The organism is Aquimarina callyspongiae, assembly GCF_034322225.1.
Lineage (GTDB): Bacteria > Bacteroidota > Bacteroidia > Flavobacteriales > Flavobacteriaceae > Aquimarina.
The window spans coordinates 1,055,379-1,081,624 of record NZ_JAXLPA010000001.1; the positions used below are offsets into that span (position 1 = coordinate 1,055,379).

A 26,246-nucleotide genomic window follows, 5' to 3' on the forward strand; every position below is an offset into this window, starting at 1 on the left:
TATGCGTTATCAAGCAATTCCAAATACTTTATTTATAAAAAACAGAACTCGTTTTGTTTCCAAAATGAAGGAGAATACAATAGCTATTCTTACCTCAAATGCCATAAAGCATACTAATGCTGATGACGTTATGGGATTTGCACAAAATAATGATCTGTTTTATTTATCTGGAATCGATCAGGAAGAAACCATATTAGTACTATATCCCAATGCATACAAGCCTGAAAACAGAGAAATCTTATTTGTTAAAGAAACTAATGAGCATATTAAGATTTGGGATGGTGATAAACTTACTAAAGAGCAATCGTCTCAAATATCAGGTGTAAAAAGAGTTGAATGGCTTCACGATTTTGAAAAAATACTACAACTCATGGCTTTTGAAGCAGACGGGTTTTATCTGGGGCATAATGAACACATAAAAAGAGTAACTTTTAATCAGCAAACAGCACAGGATAAAATGATTACCTGGTGCAAAGAAAAATACCCATTACACGAATACTATAGAGCTGCAAAAATCACTCGTGAGTTACGCCCTGTTAAATCAAAAGAAGAAATTGAGTTACTTCAGAAAGCAGCAGATATTAGTATCGAAGGTTTTCATCGTATGTTAAAAACTATAAAACCAGAAATTAAAGAATATGAGTTAGAAGCAGAAATCACTTATTCCTTAGTCAAAAACGGAGGTACACGACATGCTTTTAAACCTATTATAGCTTCTGGAAAAAATGCTTGCGCTTTACATTACAACACAAATGATTCTGTATGCAAAGAAGGAGATATGGTTTTATTGGATTTTGGAGTTTGTTATGGTAATTATAATAGTGATACAACTCGTTGTATCCCGGTAAACGGAACATTTTCTCCCAGACAAAAAGAAGTGTATGCATCAGTATTACATTGCTTAAAAGAAGGAAGTAAATTATTAAATCCTGGTGTAATCCCTGCTGATTATGAAAAAGAAATGGCAGCTTTGGTAGAACGGCAATTGATTAAGCTAGGATTATTAAATCAGGAAGAGGTAAGCAATCAAGATCCTGAAAAACCTCTTTACAAAAAATACTTTATGCATGGTACTGCCCACCACCTTGGATTAGATGTTCATGACGTAGGCCTATATTCCAGACCCTTAGAAACAGGTATGGTTTTAACCTGCGAACCTGGTATTTATATCCAGGAAGAAGGGATTGGGTGTCGCCTGGAGAATGATTATCTCATCACAGATACAGGAAACATCAATCTTACCGAGGCTATGCCTATCGAAATAGAAGAAATCGAAAATTTAATCCAAAATCAGTAGCCTTCTGGTTTTAATTGATCAACAAGATTTAACCCGGTTTTAATTTTTATAAAATAACTTATCCAATCTCCTGGTGACTAGGATCAATCTTAAAACTGAAGCTCAGCCACTCTGCCACCGCACTTCAGGTTTAAGATCAATTGTTTGCTATTGTTTGGGGTAAAAAATATATTATTTAAGTATCAATATTATATGTTTCTTTTTAGAGGCAGCGCAAGGCTGCTTACTTTATGTTTCATATAATCAACGCGTTACCAAAACTATGTTGTAAAAGTATGATTAATAAAATGCGATCGCAGAGCAGTTCGGATTATATGTAAATACCTGTAGACGAATCACCTATATTCTATCGACGAACAGAATATCAAAAGTTGTTTGGTTTAATCATAGAAATCGGCATTTTAAAATCTAAAAAAACAAATATGCATTCAAACTATCTATATATGCATTCAAACGATCCATATTTGTAATCTCTATTGTAAAATCTAACGTTTAATAAGATTTTGGTGTAAAATTAATAATCATATTAAATATTGACACCTATGAAACGTTCTATTAAATTTTTATTTTTTCTTTTATCTATAATTTCAATTTCATGTGAGTTAAATCAGGATAATTTAACAGAAGAAGAATTACAAAACATCACTTCAAATAAAAACTCATTTATTACAAATAATGGATATATAATAACCTCAATAGTATCTGAATATCATTGTGGCGAAGGAAAATGGGCATATTCTGTTTATGCATCATCTGGCACAAAAAAAGTTAATTATGACCGCATAGTACATGTAGGTATCATCCATACCTCTAACAATGTAAATACAATAGTAGATGCCAAAATTTTAACCATACCAGCTAATGAAACAAAATCTGAAAATAAATTTGTTTTTCAATATCCTATAGGGTCGATTGGAGATGTTACAATAAGACCATTCACCGTACTAGGAAATAACTCAAACTTGACGAATAGTTTTCAATTAAGATCAACTACTTATGCAGATGTAAGGTATTGTTATGAAAATTCTCCTATAGATTATCCCTGTCAAGGTTTAGAAGATGCTACAGGTTCTCCAAGCGAGAATAATGATGATGATAACGACGGCCTATGTAATGAATCTGATCCTGATGATAACAACAATGGGATCCCAGATATAAGCGAAGAAAATTAATTGAATCTCACTAAAAACTTACAAATGAAAAATACCTAAGGTTAAAACACTTAGGTATTTTTTTATATTAAACTTAATTAAAATAATATCTATATATTGAAACTTAGGATGAGATACTATTTTTAGAATGCGATATAATTTTAGTTATGATTATATTATGAGTTGAAAACTATAAAAAAATTGCAGCTTATGGTAAGAAAATTCGATTGAAGTGTCTTCTAGCGTAACTAACCATACACGAACACGTTATAAAACATTTTGGAATATAATAATGTAATCAAAAACTTTGTTTGAATGTCAAATATTCAAATAGTCAATACCTTCACGGTTACCAACAAAGAAAACAAAAAAGTAAAAACACAGGAAAATCAATCATTTACATCATTATAGATTTCGTTAATATAAACCTATATAAGTAACAGTACTAAACTAAGAGTTCTTGCAAGTCTCTAACTTATGACATCAAAGATTGACAAATAAGAATAAGTAAGTGGTAAAAACCAGCTTTATTAACGCAGCTGGCTTTCAATCATAAAATCTTATATCCTTAACACGACATATCAGCTACAATTTTCCATTGTCCATCGATCTTTTTAAAGATGATCATAAATATCCCGTTAGCATCTCCTACCTTTCTGGTTAAGTGATACTCACCCATTACCCAATATGAATTGTTTTCAATCTTTGAGATATCATTTATTGTAAAATTAAGAGTACCAGAGTGATCTTTTGTGGGGTATCCTTTTTTATAATTGTCCAACGTTTGTTGCCATCCTAATGTGAGGCCTCTGCTACCATAAAACTTTAGAGAATCATTCTTCCAATATCCTTTCATGAATCCTTCAAGATCATTATCAGACCAAGCCTTCTCCTGTAGTTTCATTACCGCGATAATAGCTTCTTTATCTTCTTTTTCTGTAGTTTGTGCTTTACAACTTGCGATCACCATTATACAGGCTATAAATAAGAGTTTTTTCATCTGTTTATTTTAGTTTTTGATTCTCTGATCTAATTTAGCAATAATCATTTAAGTAGGTATCAACTTTAATAAAAACAAAAAGGATCAGATACCAGATCCAATCCTTTTTTTAAAAGAAGTTTTATTTTCTTAAAACTAAACGCAAGCACATTGTCCCTGACTATCCAGATATCCTCCTGCATATAATCCTGTTCCACATTTTCCTTCTGCTGGGCTTCCGCAACAAGCTGGAACGCCATATTGACACCAACCGTCTTTTGCTTTACCGCCTCCCAGGACAAACTTTTGTTGGTTTTTCTCGATTTCCTGAACGTCTTTTAATTTTAAAATGTTTTTCAACATAACTTATAGGTTTTAAGATTAATATTTGAATAATCTCTTGTAAAGATTATCACTACAAGTTAATGTCTGAAATCATCGATATGATACCCCATCACCAGTAGCTTTAACATTAATTTAACCCGTTAAGTATTTAAAGTATTTTTTTATTTTAGTGTGAGTTCGCTATATGAAAATTCACTTTTCTTCGATACAATTTTCTATCGAAAATCACTCTGACTGACGTAAATTTTATCAAACCTATTCTTGATACATTTTTCCTTCATTACAATACAGAAAAATACTTGAATTAACACTTTTTGATCGTTTAGTTCTTAATAAACCTACATTATTTTACGCTCCACTCATAAAAATTTGAGCCTTCGTTTAATTCAAATCCGGTTCTTGGATATAAGTTGTTTCCTATGTCGTTAGATATTTCTGTTTCCAGAAACATCCCACAAGCATTGGTTTGTTTTACCAGTTCTTTTGCTTTTTCTATTAATTGTACAGATATTCCTTTTCCTCTATATTTTTGATCTACAAACAAATCGTTTAATAACCATAGTTTCTTCATTCTGGTAGAAGAAAAAAGTGGATATAACTGAACAAATCCTGCTAATTCATCTTCTTCATTCTCACAAACATAAATTTTAGAATCTTTTTGTGACAATCTCTCAGATAAAAATTCTCTTGCTCCTTCTACATCTGATTCTTTTCTATAAAAAACTCTATAACCATCAAATAATCTTGATGCTTTTTCTAAATCTTTTTCTTCTAATAAGCGTATTTTCACTTGTTTAATTTTAGTAATCAATTATTTTACAAAACTTAGTTATTTACCAGGTTTTCCGAGATTCTCATTGGCATATAACTTACTCAGTTGGATATGTTCTTTTATGTTTTTATTTTTAAACGGAACCAAATAAAAGTTATACGTATATTCTTTCTTGTTTTTAAACAGATATTGTTCCTGTGGCATCGCCCACCAACTATCATCTCCTCCAACTCCTCTTTGTCCTAAATCGATATTGAGTTGTACTACATCCTGCTCCTTAATATCTATGGTATGCTTGCTATAATTTAAATCAGAAACAACGTCTGTTTTTTTATAGGTAATACCAGATGTAATATCAAAATCCTCGTTAGGCATATGTAATGCGCTAAAACCGATTCCTTTTAATCGATCTCCTGCTACAATTAAAAGTCCATTATTATTTATATCAGAAAGTGAGAGCCATCTCACATCTGTCTTATACCCGTTTTCCTGAGGTCGTATGTAAGGCACGTATTGATCAGCAACATTAGAAGTATACAAATCAATAAATGCAGCCTCGTTTCTATCTTGATAATTCTCCCAGGGTCCTCGCCCATAATATGTCAAATCATCATATTTTTTAGGTAATTGCATTCGCATTCCTATTCTGGGGATATCACTTTTATTCTTTACACCTGATAATGTATTGGCCACATGAATAACTCCGTTACCATAAATGGTGTATATGGACTGAAATATGGTTTCTATTCCTGGCAAATTGTATTCTATCTCCAGAACTACTGTTTTATTTTCTAGCTTATCAATTTTTATAGAATGAATTTTAGAATAAACAGAAGCTTCTTTCCAAGCTATATTCTTTTGATGCATTTTATTGCCTAAATCATTATCCGTGGGTGCTCTCCAAAAATTAGGTTTAGGACCATTACCATCTTTTATTAATTGATCTTTATTAAATATATAAGATGATATTCTTCCTTGTTTTTTATCAAATGTGAATTGCATTTGATCATTATAAACTGTAATAGATTGCTCAGTTTTCTTGATTTGTAATTCAAATCCAGAAGGGATTTCTGTTTTAACTTCTTTGTATTTTCCTGTCAGAGCAATTTGTTCATGAGCTACTTCAAATCCTTTTGGAAGTATTCCCCATTTGTTTTTTGTTTTTGCAGAAATTTCAACAAAATATTCTGTATTATCCTGGAAGGAAATATCTTTTAACGGAATACGAATTAATTTTCCTGTATGTGTATAAACCGAAATATCTTCAATTTCAATTGTTTTAAGAACGGCTCCATCTGCTTTTATTTCTGCGATAAATCTAAATTGATTTAGATTGGTGAAATCATACAGATTTTCAACCAATACTCGTAATTCGTTATTCTTGCTAACACCTTTTTGCTTAAAGTTAATGTATTCGTGAGCTTTTTTAACCTCGTATAAAGCTGGTTGTGGTGTTCTATCCGGGAATACAATCCCATTGTTTAAAAAGGAATTGTCTGTTGGCATATTTTTACCATAATCACCTCCATATGCATAAAAACGTTCTCCTTTTTTATTAGTTTTCCAAATAGATTGATCCACCCAATCCCAGATAAACCCTCCTTGTAGATTATCATATTGTTCTATGATATCCCAATAATCCTGAAAGTTACCGGTACTGTTTCCCATTGCATGGGCATATTCGCTGGGAATAAAAGGTCTGTCTGTTTTTGATTTTCCTATTTGCTCAAATATCGCTGGCGAAGGATATTGCGGAACAATTATATCTGTATTAATATCCATATCATACAAACTATAGTCTCCATCTTTATAGGTACGCTCATATTGCACAGGGCGTTTTGTATTATCATTTGCTTTTATCGTTTCATACCCTTTATAAAAGTTTACTCCATTACCTGCCTCATTTCCCATAGACCATATAATAACCGAAGGATGATTTTTATCTCGTTGTACCATACGTAACATACGATCTACATGTGCTTTCTCCCAACTTTCTTTTTTGGCCAGAGAATATTTTCCATAATACATTCCGTGAGATTCGATATTAGCTTCGTCTACTACATATAAACCATATTGATCACATAACTCATAAAATCGTCTTCCTCTAGGATAGTGACTCAATCGTACTGCATTAATATTATTTTCTTTCCAAAGTCTGATGTCTTTTAAAATGAGTTCTTCAGACATTATGTGACCCGTTTTAGGATCAGTTTCTTGTGCATTCACTCCTTTTAAGGTGATACGTTGACCATTTACCAGTAACAATCCATTTTTAATTTCTATTGATCTAAAACCGATATTTGTTTTAGTAGATTCTAAAGTAATTCCCTTTGTGTTCTTAATCTCTAAAACTAGTGTGTACAGATTAGGATGTTCTGCGTTCCATTGTCTAACATCTGGTATATTTGCAGAAAAAGAGATTGTTTTTTTTACATTCTTAAGAACAGAAAACATCTTTTCTTCTGAAGCTATTATTTTCTGATTCTCATCTATAATTTTATATATAAGTAATGCTTTTTGAGTGTTTGAATAATGATTTTCTATCGTTGTTGAGAGATGAAAAACACCGTTTTTATAACTTTTATCTAAAATCGAAGTCACTTCAAAATCCTGAAATCGTAGTTTGGGTTGCGCATAGACAAATACCGAGCGCTCGATACCGCTAATTCTCCAAAAATCCTGACATTCTAAATAAGAACCATCGGTCCATCTAAAAACTTGAATCGCAATAGTGTTTTTTCCTGCTTTAGCTGCATTTGTGATATTAAATTCTGCAGGTAACTTGCTTCCTTGTGAATACCCTATGTATTTACCATTAAGCCATACAAATCCACCAGATTTCATCGCTCCGATATGTAGAAATATTTCTTTATTCCCCCAGTTTTTATCTATAGTAAAATCCCTTCTGTATGAACCTACTGGATTATAATTATCAGGAACATCACCAGGATTTTTGGGATAAACTCTATCAATTAATTTCATATCATCAGCTACCATAGCTTTATAATCTGAAAACTCATATTGATGATTTACATAGATTGGGGTTCCAAAACCTTCAACCTCCCAATTTGAGGGTACTTTTATATCATCCCACTGTGATACATCTGTATCTGGTTTCATAAAAGTGGTTGATCTCTCTTTTGGATCACGTACCCAGTTAAACTTCCAAATTCCGTCTAACAATCTATAAAACAGAGGTGTAGAATCTGATTTTTGACCGGAAAAAGAAGTGAAAGAAGCATGTGCAGGTTCTTTATTTTCTTCTATTATTTGTTCGTTTTCTATATACTTTAAAAAATCATCTTTAGATGTCTTAACCTGGCCATACACATTAAAAACGATAATCAAAGTAATGACAAATAACAAATTCTTTTTACTACTCATACTATAAAAAATGATCTCGTAAGTTATTTATTCTTCGATTAATAACATAATTATATGTGCTGCACTCCAGCTAAAATTTTGAGCATTCAATCCTTCTCCTGTTATTGGATGATAATTTTCTCTAATAGCTTTCCCTTTTCCTAAGACTCCTTCTGCTCCTTCCAAAATTTGAATTGTAGCTTTATTAGCTGCTTCTACAAATCCATAGTTGTGCAATCCTTTTACGCCAAAATATGCCTGATCTAACCAATTCGGGCCTCTCCAATATCCTTTTAAAGGATTAAATTTTTCATGATCAGCACTCATGGTTTGAAATGGCACTTTTGTATAAAACTTAAGAGGATCCATCATTCTGTCCTTTACTGATTTTGCTTGCTCTTGTGTTGCTGCATTTGCCCATAAAGCGGTCCATCCTTCACTGCCTTCTCCTTTTATAAAAACAGTTCCTTCTAGATCTGTGTCATAAAACCAACCATCCTTAGGATCATAAAACTGTTCCTGGATTTTTGTTTTTAAAACCTCTGCTTCGGTTTCATACTTTTTAGCATCCTCAGGCTTTTGTAGTGCTTTAGCCAAAATCGCCAGATACAATTTTTCTGCATATAGATAAGCGTTTAGATCTACGCTTTCTTGATTCAATGAATAGGCTCCTTCTACATTCTTTATTATTTTTGATTGATCAAACCGAATGGCATTATCCATCCCACTTTCCCATTTAGCAGCTACCAGACTACCATCTGTAGAACCGTATTCGCACAATCCATCTTGATCGTGATCCCGTTTGTTATACCACCAATAATGGTATTTCTTTAGTTTAGGGTAGAGTTCTCTTATAAAATCTATTTCCTCATCCTTCTCAAAAATTTTAGCTACGGCCCAAGTAGAAAGCGGCGGTTTAGTATCCCGATAGTTATGTGCTTCGATTGTCGTATCTCTATATACGCAATCTGCTACAAACCCATCTTCTTCCTGAAACTCAAACATTAATTTTACCTGATCTTTTGCTAGATCCAAATCATAGTATGACAACCCAACTGCATGTTTCCAGGAATCCCAAGACCAAAAACCATTAAACCATTTATAATGATAGCTAGGAAACAACCCTTCATATTTTATTTCTCCAGCAGGAATTCGCCAATTATTCTGTAAAGTGAGATGCGCTTTGGCAAGTACTTCGGCATATTTTTCTTGGTCAAAGTTATTTTTTCTACGTTTAATTAATGATTTTAATTCACCGTCTTTTTCAGTTTTACGTTTCTGTATAACAGAATCAAAATCTATCTTATTTATTTTGCTTTCTTCATCTTGCCATACATATTCTGGAAAAATAAAAGTCTGAGAAATAATGAATTCTTTGGATTGATTAGGTTTTAGAAAAATGGTTTCAAAATGAGCTTTGTAATAATTCTCTGTAGCAAGTACTGAAGCTGATTCGTTTAGAAATTTCAGATATCCTTTTGCTTCTGATTTTTCTGAAGAAAATACGATTGTCTCTCCTTCTGAAGTTGTGGTAATACCTATATCAAACAACTCTCCACTTACTGAAGGATGTAATGTAACCCCTTCTTCAGAAATATTGGTGATCTTTGTTTTTAAAAGTGCAGTATGACCTGACGAATACACCAATTCTTGCTTTACCTGAAGGTTTTTGTTTTCAAAAATTTGCTCGAGATGGCTTGAAAAACTATTTTTTGATTTTAAAGAAGTATTCCAATCTATTACCTTGGTGTTGTTTTTTCCTCTTACATCCAGATTAACCAGAGATTGACTACTCCAAACCCCATTTTCTTGGGTCATTAAATATGGCCCTGAAAACCCACCATAGGTTTTAATAGAATCGGATAAACTATATGCAAACCAAGCTCCTTGGTCTGAGTACATCAACATATCTTTATCTCGAGTGTTTTTTGGAGTACCGATATAATCAAGAGTATTATGACTAAATTTTAAATATTGTAGTCCCTGTATCTCTTCTTTTTTATTTTCCTCTTTTTTTTGACAACCGGAGAATAGTATTATTAATACTATGTATAGAATTTGTTTCATGTGTTTATAATATTGTTTTAGAGGTCACCTGGAACTCGCCAAACGATTATTCTTGCGTGTAACAAAACTTTTGTTATGGCTCGTTTCATCTCTTTATGGTATTAAAAATTTAATTCTTATACTGTTTGTTTTACCTTAAGATAAATCCGTTTTTCATTGGATCATTGGGGTCTATCAAAAAGGTTTGCATTCCTGTTATGTGGGCAGTTCCTTCTACTTGTGGTATTATGGCCTTAAAAGGACCATAATCCTCTTCAGATACTATAGATCCTTTAAATACGGAATCTGTAATACTTTCAATTGTCATCGTTTCTCCATAGTCTATTTCTTTTCTTGCTCTATGGATTGCCATTCTTCCAGATACTCCTGATCCAGTTGGACAACGATCGACCTCTCCTTCTGCAAAGATGCATACGTTTCTGCTGTCTATATTTTCCTTAGAGGAATTATCAATAAAAATGGTTCCATAAAGAAAACTCAAATCTTCTTCATATGGATGTAAGATTTCTTTATCATTATGCATCACCTCTCTTTTTATATCCATTCCTTTGGTTATTAAAGTGCGATAAGAATCAGGTGTTAAATCAAAATCGAAGTTATTCTTGGCAAGATCAACATATGCATAAAAAGCGCCTCCATAGGCAAGATCATAGGTTACATTTCCTAAACCTTCTACCATAACACTCTTATCTAATCCAACCACAAAGCTGGGCACACAATGAAATCGAACACCTGTCACTTTTCCATCACTTACGTTAGCAAAAGATGTTATTCTACCACAAGGTGCATCAATTTTTACAATGTTATCTCCTTCTTTTACGGATATCCATTTCATTTCTATTGCTAATGTAGATATTGCAATAATTGCATGACCACACATGGTCGAATATCCTTCATTATGTAAAAAAATGATTCCAAAATCCCCCTCATCATCATTAGGTGGTAATAATATGCAACCATACATATCTGCATGACCTCTGGGCTCAAACATCAAAGCCGTACGTAAATGATCAAAGTTTTCTTTACAATAGCGCCTATATTCTAAAACTGAATTTCCTTTTAACTCAGGAAAACCATCAACAATTACTCGTAATGGTTCTCCCCCAGTATGCATATCAATAGTTTTTATTTGTAACCAATCTTCGCGAGGTTCAAAATTGGTATTTTTAAGAATGTTCTGATATGTTTTACTCATTTTTTGAATTTATTGAAATAATACGATGCCGCCGATAAATCCTCTAAAGCATGACCTACAGATTTAAATACGGTTATTTCTTTATCGTTTACTCTACCTGATTTTTTATTTGCACAGAGTTCAAACAAATCTGCTTTAATATCTTGTTCTTTCAAAACCCCTTCTCGAAGAGGAATAACTATGTCGCCACTTTCTTTGAGCCCTCCTTGATAGGTATCAATAAAAACAGATGCTTTTTTAATGGTTTCATTATCTGCTTCTCGAGTATCTTTTCTATAAGCTCCTACCAGATCTACATGTTGACCTGATTTAAGAAATTTTCCAAAAACTAATGGTGTTTTAGACAGGGTTGCACAAGAGATAATATCGACTTCTCCGATTTTATCTTCAATATTTTTTACAGGAAGTATTGTAAATGCCTCATTTTTTAAATTGTTGGATATCGTTTTTGCCTTATCAAAATCTCTTCCCCAAACATAAACTGTTTTAATAGGCCTAACACTTGCATGAGCTTTGATCAGGTTAGTTGAAAGTGCTCCTGTTCCTATCATCAATAAAGAAGAAGCATTCTCTCTGGACAAAAACGAAGATGCTAATGCAGATGCTGCTGCGGTACGTTTGACCGTTAAATTTTTTGCTTCCAGAATCGCTCTTATCGTACCTTTTGTAGCATCTAGATAGAGATATGTTCCCTGGATTGATGGCAGATCAAACTTTGCATTCTCAGGACTCACTGTTACTATTTTAACCCCTGCTTCTTTTCCTGGATTCCAGGCAGGCATCAATAAAAGAGTAGTATCTGATTCTAATTCTGGGTGAGGAAAATCGTGATGATGTCGCATGGGAACAATACTACTATTAGCCTCAAAACTTTGTTTTAAACTTAAAACCAGTTCTGAAAAAACAGTATTATTTTCTATAAAATTCTGATCTATCTGGATAATATCATTCATCTCCTAAAAGTAAATAAATCTTACTTTATAGGCTTCTACTACCATACAGTTTATTAAAATTATATCAGTCTTAGATAATATAATACAACTATTTGTTTTTAAACCCCAAGTAGCAAAGAGATATCATTACTCTTTTTTATTTATAGAATTCCGGTTTGTCGTTTATAAAAAGCATCTTGTTGTTTTTTCATCATTTCCCGAGCCACTTTCTTTTTATAAGCATACAACTCTTCTTCTTCAGAAAGATCACCATAAACTCTATCATTTATTGTATGATCTGTATCAAGCAATACTCTTCTTTGACCTTCTTTTTGATCTACCCAGGTTTTTACTTCGCTTTCTTTATCTTCTAATTTAAAATCATATTCACCTTTTGGAGATAGGAGTTTAGCAAAAATCGGAGAAGTTTCTATGGCTAAAAATAATAGGAAAATAAAAAATGATGGCAACCAAGGTAGTTCATTAAGGGCGTTTACACGTGCCATTAATCCATCAAAATTATCAATAACCGGCTGCGAATTCACCACTTGTTCTTCGTACTCTGCAGCCAATTGGACTTTTTGAGTTTCCAGAGCAATGACTTTATCTGCATTTGTTTTCTTTAACTCTACCAATTCTGCCAAAGCAGCATCATGCTTTTCTCGTTTTTCTTTATAAACAGGGCCTTTACCTAATAACTTAGTTCCTTCACGTCCTTCTGCTTCTGCTATATAAGTATCATATAGGTTATTTACTTCTGTTTCCTTAGATGTTACTTCTTCTTTTAAACTGGTTATTTCTGAATCAATACCCGCAATAACTGGAGTATATTGTGTAGCTATCTGTTCCTTATTTGCCAAGGTAAAATCGTTCTTCTGTTCAAGAAGGACACGATCGATTTCTTTTTCAAATATTTTTAATTCTAAGGGTTTTGAAATTACTACTGCAATTATTATTGCGAGAATAATTCTGGGAGTAGCTTGTAAAAGCTCATCCATAAAATTATCCTTCTTCTTAATAGTAGATACAATAAATCGATCTAAATTGAAGATCAATAATCCCCAGATCAATCCAAAGAAAATTGAAGTATAATAATTATCAAATACAGTATACAAAGCATAGCTAGCTGCTATAAAAGCCATTACGGCAGTAAAGAAAACAGTTGCTCCAATACCGGCATACTTATTTTGTTCTCCTGAAGAGCTATCTGCCAGAATATCGGCATCGGCTCCGGAGCAAAGAATAAAAAAACGTTTTAACATAATCTAGGGAGTTTTTTGATTGAAAATCTGAATATAATAGGTAGAACGTTGATTTATAGTTAAATGTTGCATAAAAAAACTCCCGGTTGGGAGTTTTATATCTATTATAAATTATTTAAGACTAATTTTTAATCTTGATCCTTTTTAATCTTTTCTATAGTTTTTAATCTCTCTTTTAATGCTTTCTTTTCTGCTTCCTGAAGTTTTTTTGTGGCTTCAATTTGTCTTTTTTTGGCCTTTTCGATTGCTCTTCTAGATTCTTTTTCTACTTTTTTCATCTGTTTCTCAAGCTTCTTTCTATCCTCTTCATTATCGTTTTCACGTTCTAATAACCTTTGTTCTTGTCTTATTTTCCTTGCTAAAAGTGCTTCTTCTCTTGAGAGTTCTCGCTCCATTGCTCTTTTTTCTCTTTCTATTTCCATAGCTTTTCTAGCTTCAGTTCGAGTCAATTCTGCATCTAATATCGCCCTTTCTCTATCTTTAATTCCTTGTGCACGAGCTTTTTTAGCATTCACCATAGCCTTAGCTCTTGCTTTTTCTGCTAACTCTCTAGCTCTAAAAACTTCTCTTCTTATCTCTCCTGCTTTTTTCATTCGTATTTCGTCGGCTTCACTTCTATTTTCTAGGACACTTCTTAATGCTACAGCTCTTGCTTTCTCTGCTTCCTCACGAACTCTTTTTACTTCTAAAGCTGCTGCTCTGGCATCTTTAATAGCATTTCTTCGAGCTTCCATCTTAGCTTCTACACTAGCATTACGTGCTTTTTGTGCTGCTAGTGTTGCGGTTCTGGCACTTTCAATAGCATTTCTTCTAACTTCTTGTTCTTCCCGTTCTGTTTCGGCAATTACCATTTCAGCTTCAGCCAATACTTCTCTTTCTTCTGCCCGTACTTCTTCCATTTCTCTCTCTAAAGATTCTTCTATAGCTTCAATTTCTTCTTCACTTTCTAATGGCTCAATAGGTGCTATCGGTGCTATAGGAGCACTTGCTACATTCGAGGGAGGAGGTGGCGGCGGAATATTACTTCTTTCTCCTTTTCTAACTTCTGGAGCTGGTGGTGGAGGTGGAATATCTGGAAATTTCTCAGCTTTCTCCCGCTGCTTAGAAGACATCGCATCATAAATAGCTTTCATCTGATCGATATCATCAGAATATATTGTAATTTGTTTATTATTTTTAATTCTGTTATTTAAATCTTTTGCCCAGGCATTATATTTATTCAGCATTTTTTTACTTACTCCATCCTGCTCTTGTAAGGTATAACTAACTTTAAGTTCTTTACTACTTACTGGTTCTTCTTTTAGGACATTAATTACCGGAATTTCTTCAACAGAAGATTCTAAGATTTTTAAATTAGTAATATCATCTCCTGCTATTCTTTCTTTTGCTATGATTTCATAGTTAAAAAATAAGATACATACTAGCAAAACCGGAGCAGAAGCTAGTAGTTTAAAAATCGCTCTTTTTCTAGAAAATTCTTTTGTCATCATTTGTAATCGTTTTTTGGTTAATGAATAATTAATAGTACTCGATAAAGCAGTCTGATTAGAACTGTTGGGGTAATTAACGAGTAGGTCAATATATTGCTGTATTGAATATTGCTGTTTCAATACAGTTTGATCTGCAAGAAATTCATGATTTAGTTTAATAGATTTTTTGATTAAAAAAAACATAGGATTAAACCAAAAAATTACTTGCAACACCTCTACAAACAGTATATCTATAGTATGTTTTTGACGTACATGAGCTTGCTCATGATACAACACCTCTTCTGGTATTGCTCTTTTAAGAAAAGCGGTTCGATGTACAAAAATGTATTTTAAAAAGGTATAAGGTATTACTGTATCATTTAATAGGACATGGGTATGTGATGGTTCTTCTAATTTTTCATTGATTCTTACTTTTTTAATCAAATGCATAAGATTGCGCATAAATCTGAATCCAAAAATCAATACTCCAATTAAATACAAACTCCATAAAACCTTGACAAGGTAATTAGTAGATTCTTTTTGGATCACAGGTGGTTCTACTAATTGATCCAAGGCAATATCATAATTTTCGACGATCTCTGGTTCTGAAACAGCTTCTACTTCATAGGTGATTGTTATCATTGGTAAAACCAAGGCAAATACCAAGCTAAAAATCAGGTAGAATCTCTTTACATAATGCATATTCTCTTTTTCTAAGAATAGCTTATAAAAGGACCACATAAGGATCAAACAAAGAGACGATTTGATAATATACTCAATCATTGTTTATTCTTTTTGATTTGTTGGTCTACGATCTTTTTTAACTCTTCAAGTTCTGTAGTCGAAAGATTCGTTTCTGAAGTAAAAAACGATGCAAATTGTGACGCTGAGTCATTAAAAAAATTCTTAATTAAACCATTTACATGTTTAGAGAAATAATCTGTCTTTTTTACCAAAGGAAAATATTCTCTGGATTTACCATAAAGTTTATAATCTACAAAGCCTTTATCTTTCATCCTTTTAAGTAATGTTGCAACTGTGGTAGTAGCTGGCTTAGGTTCTGGAAAAGCATCTAAAAGATCTTTCATAAAGGCTTTTTCCAGTTTCCAGAGGTATTTCATTAATTGTTCTTCGGCTTTGGATAAATGCATTGCTCTACTTAATTAGAATTAACTCTACAAATGTAGAGTAAAAAATTAAATAAACAAAAAATATTCTATCGAATTATAAAAATACACTTATAACGAGCTACTTATCTCTTTTTAAAACTTAACGATTATTATAATTAGATTATAAATAGGTTAAGAACTTTTAGTTGTTATTCTAAACTTGTACTTTTAGCTTGATTACCCACCCACAGTAACTACACTTTCCGGTTAAACCTCAATTTGAGTAATTCAAACAGATTTTTTATTCTTAAAACCTAAAAACAATGAAAAAACCATTATCATTGGTGATATTTCTTATCACCGTATGTCTGCACGCGCAGCACAATTATGACAATCAAAGCACTATTTACAGCTTAAATGGAAACGTAGGGATCACTTCTACCGCTCCACAATCAAAACTACACCTTGATGCTTTAGAAAGAAAAGCCTTCAGGATATATAGAGAAGGTAGAACTGATAAATATTTAAGTATTTGGCACGGAACAGCAGGAGCTGTGATTGAGCCCATTAAAACCAATAATGCTACAGGAATTCTATACCTTGGTGGTTACGACACTCCTACCAATACTTTCTTTGCCAGATCTGGTGGCTCTGTAGCTATTGGAACTACTAGTGTTCAATCAAAACTACATCTCAACGCTTTGGAAAGAAAAGCCTTTAGGGTATATAGAGAAGGTAGAACTGATAAATACTTAAGTATTTGGCACGGAACAGCAGGTGCTGTGATTGAACCTATCAGAACAAATAATTCTACTGGAGTCCTCTATCTTGGTGGCTATGACACTCCTACCAATACTTTCTTTGCTCGATCAGGAGGAACTGTTGGTATAGGAACTACCAATACCAGAGGGTACAAGCTGGCTGTAAATGGTAAAATCAGATCTCAAGAAATCGTGGTTGAGGCTTCGCCATGGCCAGACTATGTCTTTAAAAAAGAATATGAACTACCTACACTTACAGAAGTAGCAAAGTTTATTAAAGAAAAAGGGCATCTACCAAATATCCCAACTGAAAAAGAAGTGTCTGAGAATGGGGTTCATCTAGGAGAAATCAATGCAAAGTTGCTTGAAAAAATTGAAGAATTAACTCTTTACACCATCAGACAGGATCAAGAAATAAAAGAATTAAAAGAAATGGTTGAAAAACTTCACAAAAAGATCAACTAAAATATTTTGTAATCAACTCTTAAAACCAATATAAAATGAAAAAAACGTTATTATTAATTGTCGTGATTTTTTCGGCTTTCCAACTAGCCGCACAAGATCAAACCGTAAATGGAAAACTTACTGTAACAAAACAAGTTAAATGGGGTAGTACTGGGGCTGTATTAAACACAGATCAAGGTGCTTCTGTAGAACTACGCGGTACCGGAGTTCCTTATTTTGATTTCTCAAATGATCCTACTACAGATTTTGATATGAGGCTCATCTTAAGGAACAACAACTTACTTTCTATTGAAGGTGGAGACCTTAAAGCCAGTGATAGAATTCGTTGGGGAAACACAGGTGCAATATTAAATACTGATCAAGGAGCATCTATCGAATTAAGAGGAACAGGAGTTCCTTATTTTGATTTCTCAAATGATCCTACTACAGATTTTGATATGCGACTTATTCTAAGAAACAACAATCAACTTTCTGTTGAAGGTGGAGATCTTAAAATTGACAATAGAGTTCGTTGGGGAAATACAGGTGCTATATTAAATACTGACCAGGGAGCATCTATTGAATTAAGAGGAACAGGAGTTCCTTATTTTGATTTTTCTAATGACGCTACAACAGATTATGACATGAGATTAATCCTAAGAGATAATAACACTTTAGGAGTATCTGGTGGAAATCTTGCTGTTGATGGGATTTTAAAAGCGAAAGAAGTACAAGTGAAACCAAATGTTTGGGCAGATTTTGTGTTTGCCAATAGTTATCAACTTCCTTCTTTGGAAAAAGTAGAAAATCACATCAAAGAACATGGATACTTACCTAATATTCCTTCTGAAAAAGAAGTGATGAATCGTGGAATTCAACTTGGTGAAATGGATGCAAAACTCCTTCAGAAAATTGAGGAGCTTACTTTATACACTATCCAACAAGAGAAAGAAATCAAAAGGTTAAAAGCTATAGAAAAAAGGTTGGAAAAGCTCGAGAAGTTAATTCAATCTAAATAGTCAAAAACATTTTAAACTTAATAACAATATTATGAAAAATTGGATTTTTAGTTTGATTCTTGTTAGTTCAGGATTCATTTTAAATGCACAAAACACTTTTCCGTCAAACGGAAATGCTGGAATAGGGACTTCCAGTCCATCCAAACCATTAGAAATAAAACAAAAAGATGATCCTAATTCGGATGGAGCTTTATTAATATCTGAACCTAATAACAGCCAAAAAATTTACTTACACTTGGCAGATAATGCCAGTGGAGAATACGGTTATTTTCATCTTGGTGGGAATACGAACCTAAGAGGAAATGGTCAAGTCTCTTCGTTTGATGGTTCTTTAGGAATAGGGACTCCTAATCCATCTGCTCCATTAGAAATAAAGCAAAAAGAAAATCCAAATTCGGATAGAGCTTTATTAATATCTGAACCTAATAACAGCCAAAAAATTTATTTGCATCTAGCAGATAATGCCAGTGGAGAATATGGTTATTTTCATCTTGGAGGAAATACCAATCTAAGAGGAAATGGTCAACCTTCTTCATTTGATGGTTCTCTAGGAATAGGGACAACAAATATAGGCTCATGGAGGCTTGCGGTAAATGGTAAAATAAGAGCAAAAGAGATAAATGTAGAAACTGGCTGGGCAGATTTTGTTTTTTATGATGATTACAAACTCCCTACTCTGCAAGAGGTTGAAAAACATATTAATCAACATGGTCACCTAAAAGATATTCCTAGTGCTAATGAAGTAGAGAAAAACGGAATCTTCTTAGGAGAAATGGATGCTAAACTTCTTCAAAAAATAGAAGAACTTACCTTATACATCATCCAAATGAACAAAAGAATAGAACTTTTGGAAAAGGAAAATCAACTATTAAAAAAATAACATGAAAATATTTTTAAAAAACCTAATAGCGGTTATAGCAATATTGGCTATATCTAAAACACAAGGGCAAAAAACATTTTGCTTTACTCCATCAGAGAGTTTTAACCAGGATTTTTATACTTCTGCTTTAAGAAGAGCAGCAGTTGCTGATTCTTATTGTTTACGTATATATGTTCACGTAGTACGAAGAAGTAATGGTACAGGTGGTCAAAGTGTTACACAAACTAACCAAGCTATTGATGTACTTAATCAGGATTTTAATCCACATGGAGTTTCATTTGATTGGGATAACACTATTGATTATATCGATAATGATTCTTACTATAGTAGTCCAAGCGTTGGGATATACAATATAAATAATCATACCGATGGTATTGATGTATATTTATTTGATGATGCATCCAGCGCTGGAGGAAGAGCAAATGGAGTTGGTGAATCATCAGAGTTTTGGGTATCCGGTAGTTATTGGAAAGCTCCTTTTGACTCTTTGGTAAGATCTAGTGTTATTTCGCACGAAATGGGCCATGTATTATTTTTATGGCATACTCATCACGGAACTGTAAATGAAGGCGGTAGTGATACAGGACAATGTCCTGAGTTAGTAAACGGAACCAACGGTACAACTTGCGGGGATTATGTAGCCGATACACCTGCTGATCCACATCTTATGTTTAACGTAAATCACCCTGCTTGTACCTGGACTTCAAGTGGCACCGATGCTAATGGGCACAGCTATAATCCAGATGAACGAGTTATTATGGCGTATACTCATCCTGATTGTATGACTCTTTTTACTTCTGGTCAAGGACAACGTATGAGAAACGCTATAGCTACATTAACTCATCTACAAAATGCAGTTGTTGATTGCGGTAATGATTGCCCAGAAAACCTATCTGTGACCCAAAATGTTTCATCAGGATCTACGGATATTCAAAAGGCATCAAATACTCTTACTGCTACCAATGTTATTGCTTCAGGAGCTAATGCTACTTATACCGCAGGACAAAAAGTAGTACTTTCTACTGGTTTTAGGGCTTCAAGTGGATCTCAGTTTACGGCTAAAATCGAAAATTGCGCTGTTAACAGAGTCGTAGTCGATGTAGAAAAACCTGAGATAGACACAGTTTCTAATACATCAGAGATAGCTACAAATATTCAAGAAAATGATTCCTTCAAATTGCATCCTAATCCTGCCAAAGAACAATTCACAATTTCTTATGCGGGTAAATCTTTTATAGGGGGATCTATTAAAATATATAGCACTATCGGAATGCTTCAATTAGATCGAAAGCTTTCTACTAATAATACCAATATTAATGTCAGCTCATTGTCTGAAGGGCTTTATTATATAATTATAGAAGATAACTCAGGTAATATTTACTCTAAAAAATTAATAATTAAAAAATAACATTTCACGAAAAATCCGGTACAAGTTCTTGTACCGGATTTTTTATTTTATGTTTAAAAAAAACTACCCAAAAAAGCTTATTAAAATTTTACATCTAGCTATTTTAGGTAGTTTTCCTATCAGAAATAAATCGCTGGGGGCTATTTATTGCTTCACAATAGGGATTACCTTATTTGTACTAGCCGATCTTACTTTTACAAAATAGGTTCCATTGTTTGTTATTTCATTTCCGAAAGAAACAGTATTTGGGTTATTAGTATATGTTTTTTCAAAAATAGGTTGTCCCAATATGTTGTAAATGGCAATTGAGAACGTTTCTTTTTTAAGTTGAGATACATCTAGTGTAAAATTCTCCTTGAACGGGTTAGGATATGCTCTAAGGTCACGATCAAAAGCATCTCTTTTAGTCGTAGATGGTCTCTGAGTCAATAGACTTTGTCCAGCAGTTGTATTATATGCATAATCAGTTATAGTATATGAAGATCCATCATTAGCTACTGTTGCATGAAACCATCCATAATGAGTTGCTCCACTTACCTTAAACGTAAACCCTATATAACCAGAATTACCATTCCAATCAGTATATGAAGAAGAGCTTATAACAAAACTATTAGAGTTTGCTACAAAATTACTGGAAGCTCCTACTTCTACACCTTCTCCTAGTATTGTAACCTGATCAGTTGCACCTTCACAAACTACATCTTTTCCATAATTCACTAATCTAAGTGTGTTACCAGAGAACCAAGGACCAAAATATCTTTCATCTCCTATTTCTATCTGGAAAGGATTCCACGAGCTTGTAGAGCTTGTTGTCTTGTCGTCAATATCTACATATACAACAGTTCCACTTGTTGCACAAGGAGTACAAGATGATCCTCCACAATCAACACCAGTTTCATCTCCATTCTGGATACCATCAGTACATGTAGGTTCTACAGCACAAGGCTCACAAGATGTTCCTCCACAGTCTATACCTGTTTCATCTCCATTTTGGATTCCATCTGTACAAGTAGGACCTGAGCTACCTGTTATAGTAACTGTATAATCCTCTGTTTCACCATAATTATGATTTGTTTTACATACTTCAGGAATACTAGTCGTATTATTGAAATACTCCATAATAACTCGCATTCTGGTATTTCCTGTTGTAGCAGTACTTGGAACTGTGAAAGTACCTGTAACCGGAGTATCCTGAGATGGTGTTTTGGTAAATACACGCTCACCTGCATCAGCAAAGTCTCCATCCTGGTTATAATCAATCCATACTCCGTATGCCTCATTATAAGGACCTGCTCCTCCCCAATTAGGGGTAATTGATATCGTTGCAGAACTTCCTTGTGCCAAACTTGTGGATACTGAAGTATGGTCTCCATATCCATTTGCAGAACGAGTAGTACTATTATTTATAGAACCTAAACTTACATTACTAATGTATTCTCCAGAGGTACGAGTTGACTTATCTTCGCAATAGGTAATATCTGTTTGACAAGGTTCACAAGAAGATCCTCCACAATCAACACCAGTTTCATCTCCATTCTGAATACCATCGGTACACGTAGGGGTTACTACTTCTTCTCTGGTTACAGTGATAAAATTGCTAGAAATCTCAAAATTTTCTGAAGCTAATCCACTATCTGCTATGTTCTTTTCTGTTAATGTTAAATCTCCATTATAAGAAATACCATACACCTTACAGATTCCAGCAACTGCTCCTTCAAAATCGTGAGATGTAGTTTCTGTAGTTAAAATCTTACCTGCTTCGTCTGTTATTAGGTAAGCATAGTTAGCTTCTGATTGATTCACTTTCTTAAAAGTAATAAGATCTGCTATTCCATCACCTGTTATCGTAGTAATTTCTGTTTGATCATCACTTGTTGAAACTGTTCCTCCATCAACAGCGATTGCACAAGGAGCACAAGAGGATCCTCCACAATCAACACCTGTTTCATCTCCATTCTGAATACCATCAGTACATGTAGGACTTGAACCAGCTGTTATAGTAACTGTATAATCTTCTGTTTCACCATAATCATGATTTGTTTTACACACTTCAGGAATACTAGTCGTATTATTGAAATATTCCATAATAACTCTCATTCTGGTATCTCCTGTTGTAGCAGTACTTGGAACTGTGAAAGTACCAGTAACTGGAGTATCCTGAGATGGTGTTTTGGTAAATACACGCTCACCTGCATCAGCAAAGTCTCCATCCTGGTTATAATCAATCCATACTCCGTATGCCTCATTATAAGGACCTGCTCCTCCCCAATTAGGAGTAATTGATATCGTTGCAGAACTTCCTTGTGCCAAACTTGTGGATACTGAAGTATGGTCTCCATATCCATTTGCAGAACGAGTAGTACTATTATTTATAGAACCTAAACTTACATTACTAATGTATTCTCCAGAGGTACGAGTTGACTTATCTTCGCAATAGGTAATATCTGTTTGACAAGGTTCACAAGAGGATCCTCCACAATCAACACCAGTTTCATCTCCATTCTGAATACCATCGGTACACGTAGGAGTTACTACTTCTTCTCTGGTTACAGTGATAAAATTGCTAGAAATCTCAAAGTTTTCTGAAGCTAATCCACTATCTGCTATGTTCTTTTCTGTTGATGTTAAATCTCCATTATAAGAAATACCATACACCTTACAGATTCCAGCAACTGCTCCTTCAAAATCGTGAGATGTGGTTTCACTAGTTAAAATCTTACCTGCTTCGTCTGTTATTAGGTAAGCATAGCTAGCTTCTGATTGATTCACTTTCTTAAAAGTAATAAGATCTGCTATTCCATCACCTGTTATCGTAGTAATTTCTGTTTGATCATCACTTGTTGAAACTGTTCCTCCATCAACGGCGATTGCACAAGGAGCACAAGATGATCCTCCACAATCAACACCAGTTTCATCTCCATTCTGGATACCATCAGTACACGTAGGTTCTACTGCACAAGGCTCACAAGATGAACCTCCACAATCTATACCCGTTTCATCTCCATTTTGAATACCATCACTACAAGTATTGCCTGCTCCATTGAATTTTACTTCAAAATTTATTGTTTCTATTCTTGTACTTCCTACGCTACTACAGTCATAATTATGGGTAATAGTAGCTGTATAAACACCTGCATGTACATCTGTATTTGCTACATCAGTTATTATTACTTCTTTACGATTTGCTGCAAAGCCATCAGGACCGGTCCAACTAATAGTTCCTTCAAAAGAATTCTCTGGGAATCTAAGTCTAATCTTATCTCCTTCATTAACGGTAATGTCATTACTAACTGATGATGTATATCCATCATTATTTACCTGATATTCTATAGAATTATTTAAGTCTTCAACACCAACTTTAAGAAAAATATTAGTAGTAGAATAACATCCTTTTCCGGTGTATTCTATTTTATATAGTCCTTCATCTGATTTCTGAATATTATTAAAAACCCACGCTGATTTAAGATCAGGATCAGGAGTCGTGTTCACAGTTCCATCTGGATGCGTTATTCTAATATCTTCAGGACCAAAAGAATTATGAGTTCCTAATCCTACATTATCTCCTACACAAGCAAATAAAGTTTCTTTTTGACTCCAAGCACCTGCATTATCCCTTACCCAGCTATCCATGTCTTCATACTTAGGCCTAAGTTCGATCTTTGCTGAACCAGCACAAGTCGCAGGATCGTTCCAAGTAATTGTATAGGTACCATAATCTTGTGCTGTAATACTCGTAAATTCGAATCCTGTTGCTACATCAGGAGTGTCATCAAAAAATCCATTTGGTCCAGTAAGTGTAACATTTTCTAGACCTACATTTCCCATTCCTAAATGCACTTTATCTCCTATACAAGCTTCTACAAAAGATTGTTTCTTCCAGTCATTATTTAATGCAGTCCAAGCTGCGATATCTTTTCCTATTATTAATTCTACCTCTGTTGTATATGTAATACCACAATTTTCATATCTTATTGTATATGTTCCAGCATTAGCTGCTGTTACATTATCAAAAGCCCAAACTCCATTGTTACTAGGTACAGTATGTAAATTTCCATTAGGTAATATAAGTGATCTGGTACCATCTTCAGGTAGATTAGTTTGGGTAGTTATACTGATATTAGCTCCTGCACAAACTTTTATATGATCCTGGTTTAAATAATCATTAGTAGTATTATCTATTTGTATCCAAGGCTGTATTTTATACCCTACATAAAGATTAACCGCTGCAAAGCCAATGTTTCCATTAGCATCTGCATATCTAATTAGGTAAACTCCTTCGTCACTTTCTTGTACATTATTAAAATCCCAAAAAGTAGCTCCATCAGGTGTAGTATCTACTAAACCATCAGGCTTAATGATAGCAACATTATTAGTTCCTACATTCTGCATCCCAATTTTAATATTAGTTCCTGGACATACTGTCATCTGACCAGCATTTTCTATCCAGGTTACACCATTATTCATTCTAGGTGTTACATCTAAACTACCTCCAACACCTGTAGCTACCAAATTAGCATTCTGCCAAAGTGGTAAACGTGTTGAATGGTTAAGAGCGGCATACATTCTATCTGTTTGCCCTTTAGTAAACATTTTTGCACATCCTCCTGAGGCATCGTATCCCATGTAGTTCTCATAGTTGATTAATGAATCTCCACAATCTGTTGCTCCTACAACACATTCGTCATCTGCAGATGCAATATCTTCCTGAGGTGTATCATCAACAAAATCCTGATTAAAACTAGCACATCCTCCTTCAAAAGTATGTATTAGATTTAGCCAGTGTCCAAACTCGTGAGTTAGTAATGATGCAAACTCATCATCTGTATTTCCTTTAAGATAGCGACCATTGTAAACTACTCTTGCAAATTTTAAATCTGAATCTCTTTTACTCGGATACCATGCAATTCCTGAATTATTATCTCTTCCATTATCAAGTATATCCGCAGCAATATATACATTCATGTATTTATAATTGTCCCAAGCATCCCTAGCCACTATAGGACTATCAACTAATCCTTGTCCAGCAGCTACAGCATGTTCAACGATTCCTGTTGTTGGATTTCCGTTAGGGTCAATTTTTGCTAATTTAAAAACAATATTAGTTGTTGACTTTCTAGATTCGAATAACGGATCTACAGTATTAAAATCAGGATTTAAGCCCTGAAAATCGTCATTAACCATTTGTAAGGAGTTCATGATTACTTCATCACTAACTGTTGTTCCATTTTGCGTTCTTCCATATACATGGAAAACTACAGGAATAACGATTTCTCCAAAACTTGCTGATTTTTCAAAAGAATTTCTTGTGTACCCCTTAGAGTACTCATTAAATTTCATGAATTCTTCGTATTCTTTTGGGTTTTCGTTAAAAAACGTCTTCATTGCCTTAGAGGTCAAACAATGAGACCCTTCTTGCGCCTGAACAACGGCAATAATTAGTAATAAAATTGTAGTTATAGTAATTCTTAAATTCATAGCATGTTTATGTTAAATATTCTCTCAATTGTTAAGTTTTTGTAAAATTAAGAATACTCCTACATTGAAAATTGTATCATCATACCCAAACCATGTACTATATTATCAATTTTTACATTTATACCATAAAAAATATGTTTTAAAACCTTAAAAAACATAAGAAATCGATAAGTAAAGTCTTAAATGATTGAATAATCATCATCAAAAAGCTTTTAGAAGCCTTGCTGTTCTCTTTACTGTTTATCTTTAAATATTGACTTTTAGCTCAAAAATTATTATCACACCTTTTTATATTAAAAAAACCACCCTAATTAAAGG

17 protein-coding genes are annotated in these 26,246 nt (G+C 33.6%); 6 read left to right on the forward strand and 11 right to left on the reverse strand.

Annotated features, from left to right (window positions below):
* Position 1 precedes the first annotated feature (1 nt).
* Both U0D62_RS04445 and U0D62_RS04450 read left to right on the forward strand, forming a co-directional pair.
* Complete coding sequence (locus U0D62_RS04445; RefSeq protein WP_322194117.1) at positions 2 to 1,297, forward strand: Xaa-Pro aminopeptidase; 1,296 nt, start codon at positions 2 to 4, stop codon at positions 1,295 to 1,297.
* 542 nt (positions 1,298 to 1,839) lie between these two features.
* Positions 1,840 to 2,469: a hypothetical protein gene (locus U0D62_RS04450; protein WP_322194118.1), complete on the forward strand. Its 630-nt coding sequence runs from the start codon at positions 1,840 to 1,842 to the stop codon at positions 2,467 to 2,469.
* A gap of 547 nt (positions 2,470 to 3,016) precedes the next feature.
* On the opposite strand, the gene U0D62_RS04455 is transcribed toward U0D62_RS04450, so the two are convergent.
* The 10 genes from U0D62_RS04455 to U0D62_RS04500 all read right to left on the reverse strand — a co-directional run bounded on the left by U0D62_RS04455 (position 3,017) and on the right by U0D62_RS04500 (position 15,983).
* Positions 3,017 to 3,448, reverse strand: a complete 432-nt coding sequence (locus tag U0D62_RS04455; RefSeq protein WP_322194119.1) for a YybH family protein — start codon at positions 3,446 to 3,448, stop codon at positions 3,017 to 3,019.
* 135 nt (positions 3,449 to 3,583) lie between these two features.
* Entirely contained in the window at positions 3,584 to 3,790 is a 207-nt protein-coding gene (locus U0D62_RS04460) for a hypothetical protein (RefSeq protein WP_322194120.1), read from the reverse strand.
* 325 nt (positions 3,791 to 4,115) lie between these two features.
* Positions 4,116 to 4,562, reverse strand: coding sequence for a GNAT family N-acetyltransferase (locus tag U0D62_RS04465; protein WP_322194121.1), 447 nt, complete (start codon positions 4,560 to 4,562; stop codon positions 4,116 to 4,118).
* A gap of 39 nt (positions 4,563 to 4,601) precedes the next feature.
* Complete coding sequence (locus tag U0D62_RS04470; RefSeq protein WP_322194122.1) at positions 4,602 to 7,928, reverse strand: glycoside hydrolase family 2 TIM barrel-domain containing protein; 3,327 nt, start codon at positions 7,926 to 7,928, stop codon at positions 4,602 to 4,604.
* Between the two features lie 27 nt (positions 7,929 to 7,955).
* The gene (locus tag U0D62_RS04475) at positions 7,956 to 9,974 is read right to left on the reverse strand and encodes an MGH1-like glycoside hydrolase domain-containing protein (RefSeq protein ID WP_322194123.1); all 2,019 of its coding nucleotides are present in this window, start codon (positions 9,972 to 9,974) and stop codon (positions 7,956 to 7,958) included.
* Positions 9,975 to 10,104: 130 nt separating this feature from the next.
* On the reverse strand, positions 10,105 to 11,169 hold the full coding sequence (locus tag U0D62_RS04480; RefSeq protein WP_322194124.1) for a proline racemase family protein: 1,065 nt from the start codon (positions 11,167 to 11,169) through the stop codon (positions 10,105 to 10,107).
* A complete protein-coding gene (gene lhpI, locus U0D62_RS04485) occupies positions 11,166 to 12,122 on the reverse strand; it encodes a bifunctional Delta(1)-pyrroline-2-carboxylate/Delta(1)-piperideine-2-carboxylate reductase (protein ID WP_322194125.1) in 957 nt (318 codons plus the stop codon). Before lhpI ends, U0D62_RS04480 begins: the two co-directional genes overlap by 4 nt.
* Before the next feature lie 140 nt (positions 12,123 to 12,262).
* Positions 12,263 to 13,363, reverse strand: a complete 1,101-nt coding sequence (locus U0D62_RS04490; RefSeq protein ID WP_322194126.1) for a DUF4407 domain-containing protein — start codon at positions 13,361 to 13,363, stop codon at positions 12,263 to 12,265.
* Positions 13,364 to 13,491: 128 nt separating this feature from the next.
* Positions 13,492 to 15,615, reverse strand: coding sequence for a M56 family metallopeptidase (locus U0D62_RS04495; protein ID WP_322194127.1), 2,124 nt, complete (start codon positions 15,613 to 15,615; stop codon positions 13,492 to 13,494).
* Positions 15,612 to 15,983, reverse strand: a complete 372-nt coding sequence (locus U0D62_RS04500) for a BlaI/MecI/CopY family transcriptional regulator (protein WP_322194128.1) — start codon at positions 15,981 to 15,983, stop codon at positions 15,612 to 15,614. The genes U0D62_RS04495 and U0D62_RS04500 overlap by 4 nt, the downstream gene beginning before the upstream one ends.
* Before the next feature lie 281 nt (positions 15,984 to 16,264).
* Between U0D62_RS04500 and U0D62_RS04505 the strand changes: the two genes are divergently transcribed.
* Genes U0D62_RS04505 through U0D62_RS04520 form a run of 4 tightly spaced genes read left to right on the forward strand, consistent with a single transcriptional unit; the run spans position 16,265 to position 20,453 of the window.
* Positions 16,265 to 17,167 carry a hypothetical protein gene (locus tag U0D62_RS04505; protein ID WP_322194129.1) on the forward strand — a complete coding sequence of 301 codons (903 nt, stop codon included), beginning with the start codon at positions 16,265 to 16,267 and terminating at the stop codon, positions 17,165 to 17,167.
* 35 nt (positions 17,168 to 17,202) lie between these two features.
* Positions 17,203 to 18,165 (forward strand): hypothetical protein, encoded by a 963-nt coding sequence (locus tag U0D62_RS04510; protein WP_322194130.1) that lies wholly within the window; start codon positions 17,203 to 17,205, stop codon positions 18,163 to 18,165.
* A gap of 31 nt (positions 18,166 to 18,196) precedes the next feature.
* Entirely contained in the window at positions 18,197 to 19,045 is an 849-nt protein-coding gene (locus U0D62_RS04515; protein WP_322194132.1) for a hypothetical protein, read from the forward strand.
* A gap of 1 nt (position 19,046) precedes the next feature.
* Positions 19,047 to 20,453, forward strand: a complete 1,407-nt coding sequence (locus tag U0D62_RS04520) for a zinc-dependent metalloprotease (protein WP_322194133.1) — start codon at positions 19,047 to 19,049, stop codon at positions 20,451 to 20,453.
* Between the two features lie 144 nt (positions 20,454 to 20,597).
* Here the strand turns inward: U0D62_RS04520 and U0D62_RS04525 are convergent, their stop codons facing one another.
* Positions 20,598 to 25,928, reverse strand: coding sequence for a zinc-dependent metalloprotease (locus U0D62_RS04525; protein WP_322194134.1), 5,331 nt, complete (start codon positions 25,926 to 25,928; stop codon positions 20,598 to 20,600).
* Positions 25,929 to 26,246: the final 318 nt, after the last annotated feature.